Source organism: Emticicia fontis (genome assembly GCF_054779675.1).
On record NZ_BAAGXU010000018.1, the window covers coordinates 97,696 to 112,256 of the forward strand.

Annotated in this window: 13 protein-coding genes; 4 read left to right on the plus strand and 9 right to left on the minus strand. The window is 38.7% G+C overall.

Features of this window, described 5'->3' with window-relative positions:
* Positions 1-105 precede the first annotated feature (105 nt).
* Complete coding sequence (locus ACYVFA_RS10830; protein ID WP_460471832.1) at positions 106-1,140, plus strand: aminotransferase class V-fold PLP-dependent enzyme; 1,035 nt, start codon at positions 106-108, stop codon at positions 1,138-1,140.
* Positions 1,141-1,249: 109 nt separating this feature from the next.
* Positions 1,250-1,819, plus strand: coding sequence for a MarC family protein (locus ACYVFA_RS10835; RefSeq protein WP_460471833.1), 570 nt, complete (start codon positions 1,250-1,252; stop codon positions 1,817-1,819).
* Positions 1,820-1,920: 101 nt separating this feature from the next.
* Here ACYVFA_RS10835 and ACYVFA_RS10840 read toward each other — a convergent pair whose 3' ends face one another.
* From ACYVFA_RS10840 to ACYVFA_RS10860, 5 genes are all read right to left on the minus strand, one after another.
* Positions 1,921-2,673 carry a DUF4097 family beta strand repeat-containing protein gene (locus tag ACYVFA_RS10840; protein ID WP_460471834.1) on the minus strand — a complete coding sequence of 251 codons (753 nt, stop codon included), beginning with the start codon at positions 2,671-2,673 and terminating at the stop codon, positions 1,921-1,923.
* Positions 2,674-2,765: 92 nt separating this feature from the next.
* The gene (locus ACYVFA_RS10845; protein ID WP_460471835.1) at positions 2,766-3,701 is read right to left on the minus strand and encodes a DUF4097 family beta strand repeat-containing protein; all 936 of its coding nucleotides are present in this window, start codon (positions 3,699-3,701) and stop codon (positions 2,766-2,768) included.
* A 134-nt stretch (positions 3,702-3,835) separates the two neighbouring features.
* Positions 3,836-6,232 (minus strand): TonB-dependent receptor, encoded by a 2,397-nt coding sequence (locus ACYVFA_RS10850; RefSeq protein WP_460471836.1) that lies wholly within the window; start codon positions 6,230-6,232, stop codon positions 3,836-3,838.
* 218 nt (positions 6,233-6,450) lie between these two features.
* Entirely contained in the window at positions 6,451-7,236 is a 786-nt protein-coding gene (locus tag ACYVFA_RS10855) for a HEAT repeat domain-containing protein (protein WP_460471837.1), read from the minus strand.
* A 98-nt stretch (positions 7,237-7,334) separates the two neighbouring features.
* A complete protein-coding gene (locus ACYVFA_RS10860) occupies positions 7,335-7,850 on the minus strand; it encodes an RNA polymerase sigma factor (protein WP_460471838.1) in 516 nt (171 codons plus the stop codon).
* Positions 7,851-8,936: 1,086 nt separating this feature from the next.
* Here ACYVFA_RS10860 and ACYVFA_RS10865 point away from each other — a divergent pair.
* Entirely contained in the window at positions 8,937-11,492 is a 2,556-nt protein-coding gene (locus ACYVFA_RS10865; RefSeq protein WP_460471839.1) for a zinc-dependent metalloprotease, read from the plus strand.
* 116 nt (positions 11,493-11,608) lie between these two features.
* Here ACYVFA_RS10865 and ACYVFA_RS10870 read toward each other — a convergent pair whose 3' ends face one another.
* From ACYVFA_RS10870 to ACYVFA_RS10880, 3 genes are read right to left on the minus strand one after another with little or no spacing between them, the layout of a single operon-like run.
* The gene (locus ACYVFA_RS10870) at positions 11,609-12,067 is read right to left on the minus strand and encodes a GNAT family protein (RefSeq protein WP_460471840.1); all 459 of its coding nucleotides are present in this window, start codon (positions 12,065-12,067) and stop codon (positions 11,609-11,611) included.
* Entirely contained in the window at positions 12,064-12,528 is a 465-nt protein-coding gene (locus ACYVFA_RS10875) for a GNAT family N-acetyltransferase (RefSeq protein ID WP_460471841.1), read from the minus strand. Before ACYVFA_RS10875 ends, ACYVFA_RS10870 begins: the two co-directional genes overlap by 4 nt.
* A 5-nt stretch (positions 12,529-12,533) precedes the next feature.
* A complete protein-coding gene (locus ACYVFA_RS10880) occupies positions 12,534-12,959 on the minus strand; it encodes a DUF1801 domain-containing protein (protein ID WP_460471842.1) in 426 nt (141 codons plus the stop codon).
* Positions 12,960-13,191: 232 nt separating this feature from the next.
* On the opposite strand from ACYVFA_RS10880, the gene ACYVFA_RS10885 reads away from it, so the two are divergent.
* The gene (locus tag ACYVFA_RS10885; protein ID WP_460471843.1) at positions 13,192-13,980 is read left to right on the plus strand and encodes an HAD family hydrolase; all 789 of its coding nucleotides are present in this window, start codon (positions 13,192-13,194) and stop codon (positions 13,978-13,980) included.
* A gap of 6 nt (positions 13,981-13,986) precedes the next feature.
* Here the strand turns inward: ACYVFA_RS10885 and ACYVFA_RS10890 are convergent, their stop codons facing one another.
* Positions 13,987-14,340 carry a phytanoyl-CoA dioxygenase family protein gene (locus tag ACYVFA_RS10890; protein WP_460471844.1) on the minus strand — a complete coding sequence of 118 codons (354 nt, stop codon included), beginning with the start codon at positions 14,338-14,340 and terminating at the stop codon, positions 13,987-13,989.
* Between the last annotated feature and the right edge of the window lie 221 nt (positions 14,341-14,561).

The window sequence follows — 14,561 nt, forward strand, 5'->3', positions numbered from 1 at the left end:
ATTTAGTAAATGAGCGATTGAGTGATTGGCACTTAAAACTACTAATCACTCAATCACACATTCAGCGCTACGGCGGACCGTTCAATCACTCAATTAACTAATCGCATGATTACGTTTTATCCAGGGCCATCGAAAATTTACCCTCAGATAGCTCAATATCTGCAAGATGCAGTCAATGAGGGGATTCTTAGCCAGAACCATAGGAGTCAGGCTTTTATGGATATGCTTAAGGAGTGTATCAGTCTGTTCAAGCAAAAACTGAATATCCCTGGCGATTATCACGTTTATTTTACCTCGTCAGCGACTGAATGTTGGGAAATCGTTGCACAATCTTTCACAGCTAAAGGTAGCCTGCATATCTATAATGGTGCTTTTGGGCAGAAATGGTTTGAATATAGCCGAAAGATTATTGGAGAAAACACCTTTGATATTCCTTTTGTTTTTGAAGAAAATATCCCGATTTTAGAGACGGATACATCCAAATACGATGTATTGTGTATCACACAAAACGAAACTTCTAATGCCACACAGGTTGATGTGAGTCAGATTCCAGCCACCGAACCCCTCATTGCTTTTGATGTAACGTCGTCAATTGGAGGCATTGAGTTAGATTGGACGAGGGGTGATATATGGCTGGCATCAGTACAAAAATGTCTGGGCTTACCGGCAGGCTTGGGAGTGATGATTTGCTCTCCAAAAGCTATCAGACAGGCGGAGATAATAGGAGAGAGGAAGTATTATAATAGCTTTCTGTTTATCCACGAAAACTTTGAGAAATATCAGACGCACTATACGCCTAATGTATTAGGTATCTATTTGCTCAAACGTGTAATGGAGCAGGTGGAGCATATAGATGTAATCAGCAACAAGATTAAAGCCAGAAATCAGGAGTTCTGCCGGTTTATAGAGCAGGAAACTAGCTGGAGATTATTAATTGATGAGGCATCAGTCAGGTCTGATACTGTAATTGCCGTGGAAGGGGTATCTGATGCTATCAGGCAAATCAAGCAAAAGACCAAAGAAGCCGGAATTACCCTTGGCAATGGTTATGGCAACTGGAAAGATACTACTTTCCGCATAGCCAATTTTCCAGCCATTGAAGATTGGGAGTTTGGAAGGCTGAGGGAATGTTTGCTCTGAGAACAATCGTGAATTAGCGAATAGCGAATTAGTGAATAATAATTTAAAATTCGCTAATTCGCAATCCACCATTCGCCATTAAAAAATCACTCAATATATTTATTCGAAAATGAACTTTAGTTTTAAGGAAATTATTTCCGTTACCATTATTCTTTTCTCAGTTATTGATATACTTGGCTCAATTCCGGTCATTATTGATTTGCGGAAAAAGGCAGGGGATATTCATGCTGAGCAGGCTACGCTAGTGGCTGGTACACTGATGATTGTTTATCTGTTTTTAGGTATCAGTATCCTGAATTTATTCGGGGTAGATGTAAAATCATTTGCCGTAGCTGGGGCCATTATAATCTTCCTGATAGGCATGGAAATGATTTTAGGTAGAAATATATTTAAACATGATACCTCTTCAAGTAAAGCAACTTCTATAGTACCCTTGGCCTTTCCGATTATTGCCGGAGCCGGTACCATGACTACTATTATATCTTTAAAGGCAGCTTATCAACAAGAGAATATTATTGTCGGTATTTTACTGAATTTGTTGATTGTTTATTTAGTCTTAAAAACGTCTGTCTGGATAGAGAATAAACTCGGGCAAACCGGAGCGGATATTCTTAGAAAAGTATTCGGTATGATTCTGCTGGCTATTTCTATTAAATTAATCAAGACCAATCTGGTGTAGGCATAAAAGATAAGGGCAAGACAAAGTCTCGCCCTATGCTCCCTAAACTAAATTGTATGATTAAAATCGTTGCGTAAACCTTAATAATATCTTTTTGTATTTTATTTCTTCTTTCTCAGGTAAATATTCCCATGCTCTGATTTCAGTTCTATTGAATTGCCTCCGCCATTTAAAGAAGCTGTCAGAATATTCTGTTTGTTTTCATATACGGGCAATTGGAAATCTGTAAATACATCGTTCCATTCTGATACTCTGATTTTTAAATCGGCTTTGATAGTAGCTGGCACTTCTAGTATTACTTTGCCAAAAAGGCTGGAAAGATAAATACTATTCGATTGATTTAAGTAAGCATTCAGCGAACCGTGACGTGTATAGGCTTTGATATTGCCTGTAAGGTTTTGCAGATAAATATTGCCAAATTCAGTACTGGCTTCAAAGTTGCCGAGCATATCTTTTACCGCCCAGCGCTGGCCGTGTTGAGGAAAGCTTTCATAGACCATCAAGTTGAGTTTATTGGGCAGGTAAATCGTATAAGTACCATTGTAGCAATTGCAAACTTCACGAATAACCAGTGTCGTATCTTCCTGCGTGACATTAAGACCTAATTGCGTATTATCTTCTAAACCTTTAATAATTACGCGTTTAAGACCGTCTGCTTGTTTGGGAGGATTAATGGGCTCATCAATTTCAATTCTTATTTCGTTGCCTTCATAACCTTGAAAATTGATATTGTTGCGCTCGATTAAGATGATGGCTTGTCTGGAGGTACTCTTGAGTGGAGCAGCAAACCTTATCTGACTAAAGCTTGTTTGCCACCCCAGGCACAAGAGTAGTAATGTAAATAGTTTTTTCATAATCGGGTATTAATAGATGTGGCTTGAAAGAAGTAGTTGAAGGAATAAGAACCCTCTCCTAAACGAGTAGGAGAGGGAGTTCAAACCTACTTCTATTTCTTCTTTCTGATATAAATATTTCCGTTGCTCGATTTCAGGTCAATCACTACACCACCACCATTGATGGTACCTTCAAACGAATCGGTTTTGCTACCACTGCTAGCCACATACACAAACTGGTCTCTTTTAAAGATGTCTCTTTCATTATCATCGTCATCATTTCTGGCATAACCTTTTACTTTAACAGATACATTATCATCACTGCTTTTGTCGCCCTGACCATTAATGGTTTTTGCTCCCGAGCTTGCTACGCTTTTATTTTCTTTTTTGGTAGCGGCTATATCCCAGTCAGTAAACAAATCGCCATAGTAACTACGGATTTTCAGATTTGCTTTGGCATCAGTTGGAAGTGTGATGTCAATGGCACCAGAAGCACTGATTGAACTTGGCGAACTTTGTGCTAGTTTTGAATACGTTACAAAGATTTTTCCATGTCCTGTATTAGCTACTAAAGGGCCGGTGATGTCGTTCAGATATGCTTTTGAATTGTTGGTTTTCAACTCAATTTCGCCTGCGATATCGCTGATTACGATTTTTTGTTCACCCCAGTTCTGGCTTTCCATCACGCTCAAATCTAATGACTTTGGTATCTTGATGGTTAATACGCCTGTGTAACGATTTTTAGGAATAATGATTTTTAGTACATTACCTTCAATCTCTGCACTTGCCCCTACGCCTGTATTATCTACGATACCACCAGTTACCAGTCGTAAGCCTTCTGCTTCTTTAGGCAATTCTTTGCGGTTTTCTCCGGTTTGCTCAATCGAAACTTCGTTTCCATCTACTCCCTGAATTGTTACAGAGGCTTGCTGAACAGCTATTTGTACTTTTTTACCTTGTCCGCTGAACGCTACTTTATATGGTTTAGTTTGCCCGAATGACGTTGCATAGACCATGCATGCTAAAACGACAACAAATACTTTTTTCATGTTTTTTTATTGGTTTATATTTTTAAATTAAGTGTTTTACTGGTTTATGTTGTTGTTCAGGGAAAATGAAGCCTGGTCGCAGAAACTATCAGGGAAATCCTTTCTGGGAAATCCTTTCCGGGAAATGTTATCCCTTAGTTATCTCCACCTTTTTTGTCGTCGTTGCTGATGCTTTTCTTCGAACGTTGAGGTTGGCTTGTCATTTTTCCGAACTGGTAAGAGAAACTCACTCTCCACCCTTGGTTATAATATCTTGATTTACCCGTCTGTGTAAAAGTTGGCCCTGAGAAATCAATTTTTTGTGTGAAATATGGTGCCAGGAAGTTGTCGAATCCTAAGCCGATTGTCGCTTTTTTCTTCATTACTTCTTTCTGGAAAGCTATATTGTAATAGGCAAATCCACTTATTTTTCCTTGCAGCATCACACGTGGTGAGTTAAAGAATCCAAAGAATTGTGCTTTAAAACCTTTGCCAAAATCATAGCTCGAATTCAGATTCAGGCGATACATCAGGTTTTCGTTAGTAGCCTGTAGGGCAGGACTATTCAGGATATTATAGTATACATTGACTGCTCCATTGGCCGTAAACTTCTTGATTTTTGTATTGCCACTCAGGGTTAAACCATAAGAGATATTCTGCGCGATATTCTGAAAATTAATGGTGGCTACTCCTTCCGAATCAAATGTTCTGATGCGTTCAATGGCATTGTTTGTCTGACGCATGAAAAGTGAGGTATTAATCGACGATTCCTTGATATACACATTGTAATTAATCTCAGCACTATGCGTTAATTCCGGTTTCAGATATGGGTTACCTGTATAAGTCATCAAAGGCTCGCTGGCGTTTACATATGGATTCAGGTACCATAACATCGGGCGTTGAATACGTTGGGTATAGCTCAGTTTTAATTTCTGGTTTTTAGGCAAGCTTCTTGATATACTAATATTTGGAATCAGATTACCATAGTTGCTTGAGAAAGGAACTTTACCTGCAAGAAACTCGGCCTGAATAAATGTATGCTCATATCTGAGTCCGGCGTTGATACCCCATTTATTTTTCGAGGTGCGTGAATAAGTCAGGTAAGTGCTGGCCACTTGCTGGGCATAATCAAATACATTGGCTAGTGCAGGAACATCTTCGAAATTGGTAGAGCCGTCGACTGCATTAGACACCTTATAATCACTTTGTACATTGCGGAAGATAGACTTTACACCTACTTCCATCGTACTTATACTATCTAGTGGATTCGTGAAATCTACCTGTACGGTTCCTTCGTAATTTGCGCTGTAATTGGTGCTTTTTTCTCTATAATTAATTGCCTTGTTTTCATTCGCCTGATCGAGTGTATAGAAACTGTCTTCACCTTCTTTCGAGAACATCGTCAGCACGTTAAATTCTCTTCTGGGTTTCTTGAATGTTTTGGTATAGTCAAGGTTTAAAGTATTTCCGCTCCAATCATAAATGCGGTATAGGTTTCTGGTAAAAAACTGATTCGTAATGCCTTGTGTTGAATAATCATTCAGGTAATCGAAATACATTCCGTTTTTGCCATCATACAGGTTCAGGCTGGCGCTCATGCGGTTTAAAGAGTCAATATCCCAATCGGCTGAGATAGTGCCGTATCCGTTTTCCCCGTTTCCTCTGAATGAGGTTGTTTGTAATAAAGCACTTGAAACTCCCTCTACATTAGTAATACGATTGGTTTCGTTGCCTCCCTGGTTGCGCCAGCGGTTAAAACCCCCTCTGGCCGATATACCAATTGCTTTTTTGCGATAGTTTAAAGACCCATTCAGGCGGTCATTCCATCTGCCTAGCGATAAGTCTGCATTACCATTTATACCTTGTATGCTATTCTTTTTGGTAATGATATTGATGATGCCAGCGGTGCCTTCTGCATCATATTTGGCTGATGGTGATGTGATTACCTCAATCTGTTTAATATCATCGGCAGGAATCTGCTTCAATACATCGGCAATGCTACGTGCCATAAGGTTCGAAGGCTTATTGTTAATCAACACTTTGATGTTTGCACTTCCTCTCAATTCAACATTGCCGTCAAGGTCAACGGCGATGGATGGGATTTTTCTCAATACATCACCTGCATTTCCGCCTTTGATGGTAATGTCTTTTTCGGCATTATACACCAATCGGTCAGGTTTTTCTTCAAACAAAGCTTTTTGTTCTACTACCGTTACCTCTTGCAATTGCTGAACTGATTGAGAAATTTTGATAACTCCTAAATCCAGGTCTCCCTCAGTTACCTTCACATTATCGATGAGCTTATCTCTGAAGCCGACAAACGTAATTTTGATTTGATAAATACCCTGACCTGCTTTTGTTAAAGTGAATTTTCCTCTTTCGTCAGCGGTAGTTCCCTCCACTGGTTTGCTGTCTTTCAAGAGTGAGACCGTTGCAAATTCTACAGGCTTGTTGGCTGTTGAATCGAGTACGAATCCGGTGATTTTGCTTTTTTGAGCCAATAAGATTCCGTTTACTCCAAGGAGCAATGTTAGTAGTAATAGCTTTTTCATAATATTTGTTTAAAGTGTTATAGCCTATTTTAAGAGTCTCCGGTCGGTTCTTAAACGTTGCAGGTTTCAGTAAAAAAATTATTATTCACTAAAACATGACCGTCAGAAACTCTTAATCAAAACTATGTTTATTCTCGTTGGTGGAGAACTCATTTGTGATGAGTCGATGGAAAAATGTTTCCAAATGATGATAATTTAAGGCTCGTTCCGGCTACGGATTATAAACTCAAGACCTTTACACTCTCCATCGCTTTGCGTTTAACAAACTCTTCTGTATCTGTATTTTGTAATAGCTTCTGCATTGGTTTTACGGCTCGTTTATCGCCCAAGCCTGCCAGAATATCAATAACTGTTATCTGTAAGGTTGGCTCTTTTTGCGTCAGAAGTGTCTGAATCAGGGCATCTCTTGCTATTTTTTCATTTCCGAAATGCGAGAGCGCTTCTGCGGCCGCCGTTCTTACATTGACGTTCGTATCGGTATTCAATGTTTTGATTAATGCCTTTAAGACTTCACTATCAGGCTTGCTCAAATCATAGCTATAATTCACAGCCTGGATTCTTTCTGAGGCCGATTCGTTTTTGAGCATTTCCAGCATTCGCTTGGTTTCCTGCACATCCTGTTTTAGTGAGGCAATATCACCGATATCGTTTAAGTCCTTATCAGCTGTTCTTCTACCAACCCAGAAAATGCCTAATAACAAGACAATACCAGCCGCATATTTCAGAATCGGAGAGTTAATCCAGCTAACCCTCATGGCCCCCTTTTGCGCTTTTTCTTTCTTTTTTTGTTCAGCACCTTTTTCTTTTTCGAGCATCATATAGAAGCCTAAGTCTAAAGTTGCCGTTGGGTCAAGTTCTGTCGGCTTGTGCATATCAGCATAAAATGCTTTCAGATCTTCAAACTCATCTCTTAAAGCTTCGTCGTTAGCCAGCAAAGTTTCCAACTCTTGTCTTTGTCTGGTGTTTAGTTTATCCTCTAAATAATCTGCAAATAATTGTTCCATAACCTCTATCTCCCTGTTTTATTAATTGAGTTTTATTTATTTAATTTTTACTCCGAAAAGTAACGGCGACTGGGCGTTCCCTTATCACTCCGTTTTACTTAATTGAGTTTTAAATATTCTTCTTTTAATTGTTTCAGACCACGATGCACCCTCACTTTCACTAATGCCACTGAAATGTTCAGTATATCGGCTATTTCGTCGTATTTAAGTTCATCGTATCTACTCATAGTCAATACTTCCTGGTACTCCTGAGGTAGTTTTTTTAGGGCTTTCTGAATTAAAAGGTATTGCTCATCGTCATAATTTTCTTCTTCTGCTATGTCAATGTTTTCATGTAAATCTTTATGGTTGTGCGAATGTTCTTTCAGAAAATCGTGATAGATATTCCGGGCTATCCGGTAAATCCAGGTTCTGAATTCGTATCCATCTCTGAAACTGCTCCTGTAATGAATGATACGATAGAAAACCTGCTGCGTCAAGTCCTGACTTGAATCACGCTCTACTCCGAATCTTAAATAAAAATTGTATAATGGGCGTTTGTAGCGTTCGTACAAAATCGCAGCCTTATCTAAGTCGCCACTGGCTACCAGTTGCATAGCTGCTTCGTCAGTCATAGAGAGCTTTTTCGTTTTAGGTTTCTGATAATGATTACTTGAAGACCAATAAAAGGTTACAAAATATTTAAAAAAAAATTATTTAAATTTTTGATAAGCCATTTTGTACCCGTTTTTTTTGTCTTATAGCATAGACGATTATGTATAAGAAATGTTGCATAGGGAGATTAAGATTGGGTCCGATAGTTGATGAATTGATGAAAAATATTAGGCTACAAAACATTTTTTTATACCAAGTGCCCTATCGAAATTCAATAGGGCACTAGTGAGGGCACTATATGAGGCACTGTGAAAGCACCATGCAGGGCACTGTTAGAGCACTAGGCAGAGCACTGTTGGTATATATAAATATAAAATATAATAAACTATTAAAACCCTTAGTGCATTTAGATAAATTAATTCAAGAAGTTCCGTCTTCTATTGGGTTCACCGACTGAAACGGTCCGCCGTGGCGGTCGGTGTCTAAAATAACAAATGTCTTTTATTACATCGCCGGACTTAAGTCCGGCTTACATAATAATTATTCCAGGCAGCGTCGGCAGCTAAAGCTGGCGGCGATTGATTCAAAAGTAATAAGAAAAGATAATCCATATTGGCTTTAGCCAAACTTTTTAGAGAACTACCCAAATCTACCCAAATCAAAAAAGCATTTTACATTTCCCAGTATGATTTTACCAGAAAACTCTCAAAACACTTTGAAAACATAATTTAAAGCCGGAAATTTAAGAGAAGCCTGGTTTTGGATAACAATTATTGCCATTATTAAAAAGAAAAAAAGTCGCAAGCGCAATGCAGATAAGACAGACAATTAAAGGTAGCCGTAGTTGCGGAGAGTGTCAGCCTACCAGCTACAAAAACAACATCAGAAAAGGTAGACGCTACGGTGACTACCTTTTTGACAAAGCTCTCTTTTCGGTTCTCTATTGATACATAATCACCCAAATTAGGGGATGCGCCTGATTGATAAAAAGAAGAAATTTGTAGATTGGTCTCAATTACAAATATATTCATCAATTAACTAACAATTATTCTACTGTTTACCTTACTTTTACGAAGTTTTTTTCATCAAACTATTAAATTTTAATTATGAAATTATTACGCCTAGCACTTGTTCCCTGTGTTCTTTTGGGAATGACTCTTACGGGGGTTGCTCAAAAGAAAGACGACAAGAAAAAACCTGAAGAACCTGCAAAAACTACTCCTCCGACAACTCCGGCAAAACCTGCAGAAGCGCCTAAAACAGGGCCGAAACCTTACAAAGAAGTAATTACCGACAAAGCAAAAACCAGCAAAGGATTAATCACCGTTCATAAAATTGATGAAAAGTATTTCTTCGAAATCGCTGATAGTTTATTAGGGCGTGACATCATGACTGTGACACGTTTCTCTAAAACTGCTGCCGGTGGTGGCATTTTTGGTGGTGAAGAAGTGAATCGCCAGATGGTTAGATGGGAGAAGGGACCAGATAACAAAATCTTCTTACGTTCAATCTCTATCGTGATGACTTCGGCCGATAGTACAAAGCCGATTTTCCAGGCTGTCAGAAATTCAAGTGCTGACCCCATCATTGGAGCGTTTGATATTAAAGCCTTGAAAAAAGATACTCTTTCAGTAATTGATGTAACTGACTTCTTCAAAGGTGATAATCAGGTATTCTCACTGGATCCTATCTCTAAACAATTGTTTAAGATAACTGCACTTCAGGCAGACCGTTCGTATATTCAACATATGCGCACCTATCCGATCAATACTGAAATTCGTACAGTTAAGACTTATGGGGTGATTCCTCCAACCATTTCGTTAATTCCAATTCCACAGATTGGACAATACTTACCCGCTTCGCGCGATGCAGGTGTTGTAACGATGGAGTTTAACACATCTATGATTTTATTGCCAAAAGTGCCGATGCGTAAACGTTTCTTCGACCAACGCGTAGGATACTTTGCTAACCAGTATGCTGTGTTTGGTGAAGAATCTCAGAAATCTGACGAGGAAGTATTTGCTGTAAGATGGAGACTAGAGCCAAAAAGTAAAGAAGATGCTGAACGCCAGAAACGTGGTGAAGCCATTGAACCTAAAAAACCGATTGTTTACTATATTGACCCTGCAACGCCTAAAAAATGGCAGAAATACCTGAAATTAGGTATTGACGATTGGCAGGCGGCTTTCGAAAAAGCTGGCTGGAAAAATGCCATCCGTGGCGAGTATATGAACGAAGCTGACAGCCTTAGCCTGGAAGACGCTCGTTTCTCAGCAATCCGTTACTTTGCGGCTGATATTCAGAATGCCTATGGCCCGAACGTATCTGACCCTCGTAGTGGTGAGATTTTGGAAAGCCATATTGGCTGGTATCACAATGTGATGAGCTTGCTACGCAACTGGTATCTGATTCAGACTGCTGCTGCTGACCCACGTGCCAGAACGAAAAACTTCAGTGATGATTTAATGGGTGAGCTGATTCGTTTCGTATCATCACACGAAGTGGGTCATACCTTGGGTCTTCGCCATAACATGGGTGCAAGTTCAGCTACTCCGGTAGAGAAACTACGTGATAAAAACTGGGTAGCTCAGAATGGACATACTTCATCTATTATGGACTATGCTCGTTTCAACTATGTAGCTCAACCGGAAGACGGTATCACTGATTTCTTCCCTCGTATTGGTGATTATGACATGTGGGCAATTAAATGGGGGTATTCATACTTCCCTGATGCAAAAGATGCCAAAGAAGAAAAGAAAGCTTTGAATACCTGGACGAAAGAAGCGTATAAAGACCCTCGTAAACGTTTCGGTACTGAAATCAGCCCTTATGATCCTCGTTATCAGACAGAAGACCTAAGCGATAATGCTATGAAAGCTTCTGATTATGGTATCAAGAATTTGCAGAAAATTTTACCGAATCTGACAGAGTGGACGAAAGAAGATGGTGAATTCTATAAAGAATTAGCTGAGCTTTATAATAACGTAGTTTTCCAGTATCGTCGTTATGTGAACCACGTAACCAAAAACGTAGGTGGTGTTTATGACGATCCTAAAACTTATGATATGGAAGGTAGCGTATTTTCAGCAGTTCCGAAAGCCACGCAAAAAGAAGCTATTGCATTCCTGAACCGTCAGGTATTTGCTACGCCAAGCTGGATTCTTGACCAGAACGTATTGAATAAAATCAATATCGAAACGGGTGTTGAGGCTGTTAAATCTATTCAGGAAGCTACTTTGAATAACTTATTAGCCGGTGACCGTGCCGTAAGATTAATGGAAACCAGTGCAAACAACCCTGCTAACTACAATCTTGACGATTTGATGACTGATGTACGCAGTGGTATCTGGGGTGAGTTGAAAACACATAAAGCAATTGATGTGTATCGTCGTAACCTTCAGAAGGTATATACAGAGAAATTAATTACTTTGTTGACACCAACACCTACAACCGTATTATCAATCCCTCCGGGGGTAACTTATGGTTATACTACACGGGTAGTTGATTTGAAGAAAACAGACTTACCATCTATCGTGAGAGCGAATCTGGAATCATTGAAATCAGAAATTAAAGCAGCTTTGCCTTTAACTACTGATAAAATGAGCAAATACCACTTGCAAGACGTATTAAACCGTATTGATAAGGCGTTAGATCCTAAGTGATAATTTGGGAGTATTGTATAAAGAGAAAAGCGGAGATTGATTCTCCGCTTTCTTAATTATTGGTTTGGTTATTTCTGTTTAACATTTGTTGTTTCAACTTTTCAATGCATACTTACTTAAACATGAACCATATGCAAAATAGGAAAAGGCTTGCCAGTTCCATCTAATTCAGAGCGGTTGACTGTCTTGAATCCATGATATAAATAGAACCCGACAGCCTGTAAGTTTTGTTCGTTTACGTCTACTTTGGTTACCTTTACTTCGTCTATGGCGTGATTTAATAAGGCTTTGCCAATACCTTTACCGATGGCATCGGCATGTACAAAAAGCATTTCAAGGTTATCTTCGTTGGTACCCAGGAAACCTAGGATTTGGCCAGTGTCGTCTCTTATGCAAGCCAGTTCTACCATTTCAAAGTACTTATGTTCATGGATGGTTTGTTTAAAGAATAAGATGTTTTCTTCTTTCAGGAAATGGTGTGTAGCCCTTACGGATGATTCCCATATATCTAAGAGTACGTCGTGTTCTTCTGGTTTTACTTCAGCGATCGTGTAGTGAGTTTTAGTAGAGTTCATTGTAGTGTCTTGGTCAACATAAGCATATGTTTACATTGAATCCCGTTTTCAAACAAAGGTTCTGTATAATTATCAATAAAGAAATTCATTTTGAGTCCTGAAAGTTCAAAGCCTTGTCGCTGATAAAGCGCTAGTTGGGCTATACTGGCATTGGATGTGCCAATCGAGAGGTTTTTATAGCCTTCATTAGTTGCTCTTTGAGTTGCATCTGCCAAAAGTGCTTTGCCAATACCAAGCCCCTGGTAAGTTTCATGAACAGCGATATTTTTGATTTCAATTTCTTCTGCATTCAGCGGGAAGAGCACGTATACAGCTATAATCTCATCATGTAAATGTGAGACATAAATGGTAGAATAGGGTAGGTAAATATTAATAGCCTCTAAAGAAGGGTCGGCCGATACTAATAATTCATAAGGTATCGGCTCATTTTCCGATAAAGGTGTAACAATCAGATTATCCATTATATTTAACTGGCAGAAATATCTTTTAAACGACTCGTCCTTACCGACTCGTCAATCATTTCTCTTACTACATTAAGATTTACATCGGTTAACTTTTTAATATAAATACAGCCTTGGTTAGACTTATATTTACCCAATCTTTCGAGTATATCATCTCTTTTATCAGGGTCCATTCCGGCATATAGAACCAGGGCTTCCTTACGTGGTGAAAAGGCGACCAGAGGCGCATCGCCCGAATGTCCGCTTTCATATTTATAATGATAAATCCCGAAGCCAATGATACTTGGTCCCCACATTTTGGGTTCCATTCCGGTTTGGCTTTGCATAATTTCGAGTAGCGCGTAGCCGTCTTGTCTTTTTTTCTCGTCAGCTATCAAATCTAGAAAATCGCTGACTTTTACAGTAGTTTCATGCGTTTTGGTCTTTGCCATAAGAGTTTGAAGATAATAGTGATTCAGACAAAGATAATTAAAAATTGAGTGATTTGGTGATTGAGTGAATGAGGATTATTTTTTTAATGATTTGGTAATCGTCATGAGATAAGATTAAAGAAATGCCTTGCCTGCAAAGTTTGTGAAGGTAACAATTTAATCACTAAATCACCAATCACTCATTCACTCAATTCTCTTATCTTTGCTCTTTCAAAAAACACAACCAAGCATAATGGTAAAATTGATTGTATGTGATATGGATGGTACGCTTCTGGACGATCAGAAGCAATTGAATCAGGAGTTCTGGGATTTAGAGCCGAAACTGGCAGCAAAGGGAATAAAATTTGCCATTGCCAGTGGAAGGCAATACTATAATCTAGTCGATGAGTTTGACCGTGTGAAGGATAAACTTATTTTTCTGGCCGATAATGGTTCTTACGTGGTTTATCAGAATGAGCAAGTACATATTGATTCATTAGATAAAGAATCGGCTAACAAATTTATTGAAATCGGTCGCAAAATAGAAGACGCTTATGTAATTGTAAGTGCTAAGAATTCGGCTTATGTAGAGAGTACGGACGAAAGATTTCTAAAAGAAGCCCAGAAATATTTCAAGCGAATGGAGATTGTAGCGGATTTAACCAAAGTAGAAGATACAGTTCTGAAAGTGACTATCTGCGATTTTAATAATTCAGAAACCAATAGTTATCTGCATTACAAAGAGTTTGAAAAAGAATATAAAGTAGCAGTAGCCGGAAAAATCTGGTTAGATATCAGCGATTGGGGTGCAAACAAAGGAACGGCTATCAAGAAAATACAAGAGCAATTTGGTATCTCGTATGAAGAAACGATGGTTTTTGGTGATTACCTGAATGATATGGAAATGATGAGTGCAGGTAAATATAGTTATGCGATGAAAAACGCTCACCCCAAAATCATAGAAGCAGCCAATTATATTACTAAACTCTCTAATAATGAGAATGGTGTGTTGGAGACTATTAAGGAGTTTAATTTAGTTTAGCAATCGTCAGTTTTGCGTAGTTTCAGTCAATAATGATTCTGACCAATGCAGATTGGCAGGTAACTGACTCCTGCTGAATTCGATATGTATAACACGCCTCTTGCGTTGATTAATGGTACGGTTAGAGGCGTGTAGCAATAGGGGTTTTATAAACATGATTCCACCTTTTTGTACGGAACAGCTAGTCTCAGATTCAACATTCCTGTCAATGGTCTCAGGTCGATAGATACCTTTCAGATGAGATTGGGGGATTACTCTTAAAGCACCATTCCCTTCGTCAGTATCATCCAAATGTATCCGGATTGTGAAATTATCTTTCAGAATTGCTAAAGGTGGTTGGACAGCAAATTGAAGTCTCAATATTTCTAATAGTTTGTAATAAAACAGCCACCTCATTACTGTTAAATACTTCATTTACTACAGCAAAACCATTGGTTTCTACTTTATTCTTAATTTCTTGGTTCATCTTTTTACAAACTTAATCATTGCATCAGCAGTTCAATATTTACTAGATTATTCCAAATCCACCTAAGGCATGGTTTCATACTAGTCTAAATATATGTCCGTCAGGGCATAATTCA

Excerpts from the sequence above, each read along its gene's own strand:
- ACYVFA_RS10860 (WP_460471838.1), bottom strand. The coding sequence starts at position 7,850 with ATGACTGACGAAGCAGCTATGCAACTGGTAGCCAGTGGCGACTTAGAT.
- ACYVFA_RS10850 (WP_460471836.1), bottom strand. The coding sequence starts at position 6,232 with ATGAAAAAGCTATTACTACTAACATTGCTCCTTGGAGTAAACGGAATC.
- ACYVFA_RS10830 (WP_460471832.1), top strand. The coding sequence starts at position 106 with ATGATTACGTTTTATCCAGGGCCATCGAAAATTTACCCTCAGATAGCT.
- ACYVFA_RS10840 (WP_460471834.1), bottom strand. The coding sequence starts at position 2,673 with ATGAAAAAACTATTTACATTACTACTCTTGTGCCTGGGGTGGCAAACA.
- ACYVFA_RS10855 (WP_460471837.1), bottom strand. The coding sequence starts at position 7,236 with ATGGAACAATTATTTGCAGATTATTTAGAGGATAAACTAAACACCAGA.
- ACYVFA_RS10875 (WP_460471841.1), bottom strand. The coding sequence starts at position 12,528 with ATGGATAATCTGATTGTTACACCTTTATCGGAAAATGAGCCGATACCT.
- ACYVFA_RS10845 (WP_460471835.1), bottom strand. The coding sequence starts at position 3,701 with ATGAAAAAAGTATTTGTTGTCGTTTTAGCATGCATGGTCTATGCAACG.
- ACYVFA_RS10885 (WP_460471843.1), top strand. The coding sequence starts at position 13,192 with ATGGTAAAATTGATTGTATGTGATATGGATGGTACGCTTCTGGACGAT.
- ACYVFA_RS10870 (WP_460471840.1), bottom strand. The coding sequence starts at position 12,067 with ATGAACTCTACTAAAACTCACTACACGATCGCTGAAGTAAAACCAGAA.
- ACYVFA_RS10835 (WP_460471833.1), top strand. The coding sequence starts at position 1,250 with ATGAACTTTAGTTTTAAGGAAATTATTTCCGTTACCATTATTCTTTTC.
- ACYVFA_RS10880 (WP_460471842.1), bottom strand. The coding sequence starts at position 12,959 with ATGGCAAAGACCAAAACGCATGAAACTACTGTAAAAGTCAGCGATTTT.
- ACYVFA_RS10865 (WP_460471839.1), top strand. The coding sequence starts at position 8,937 with ATGAAATTATTACGCCTAGCACTTGTTCCCTGTGTTCTTTTGGGAATG.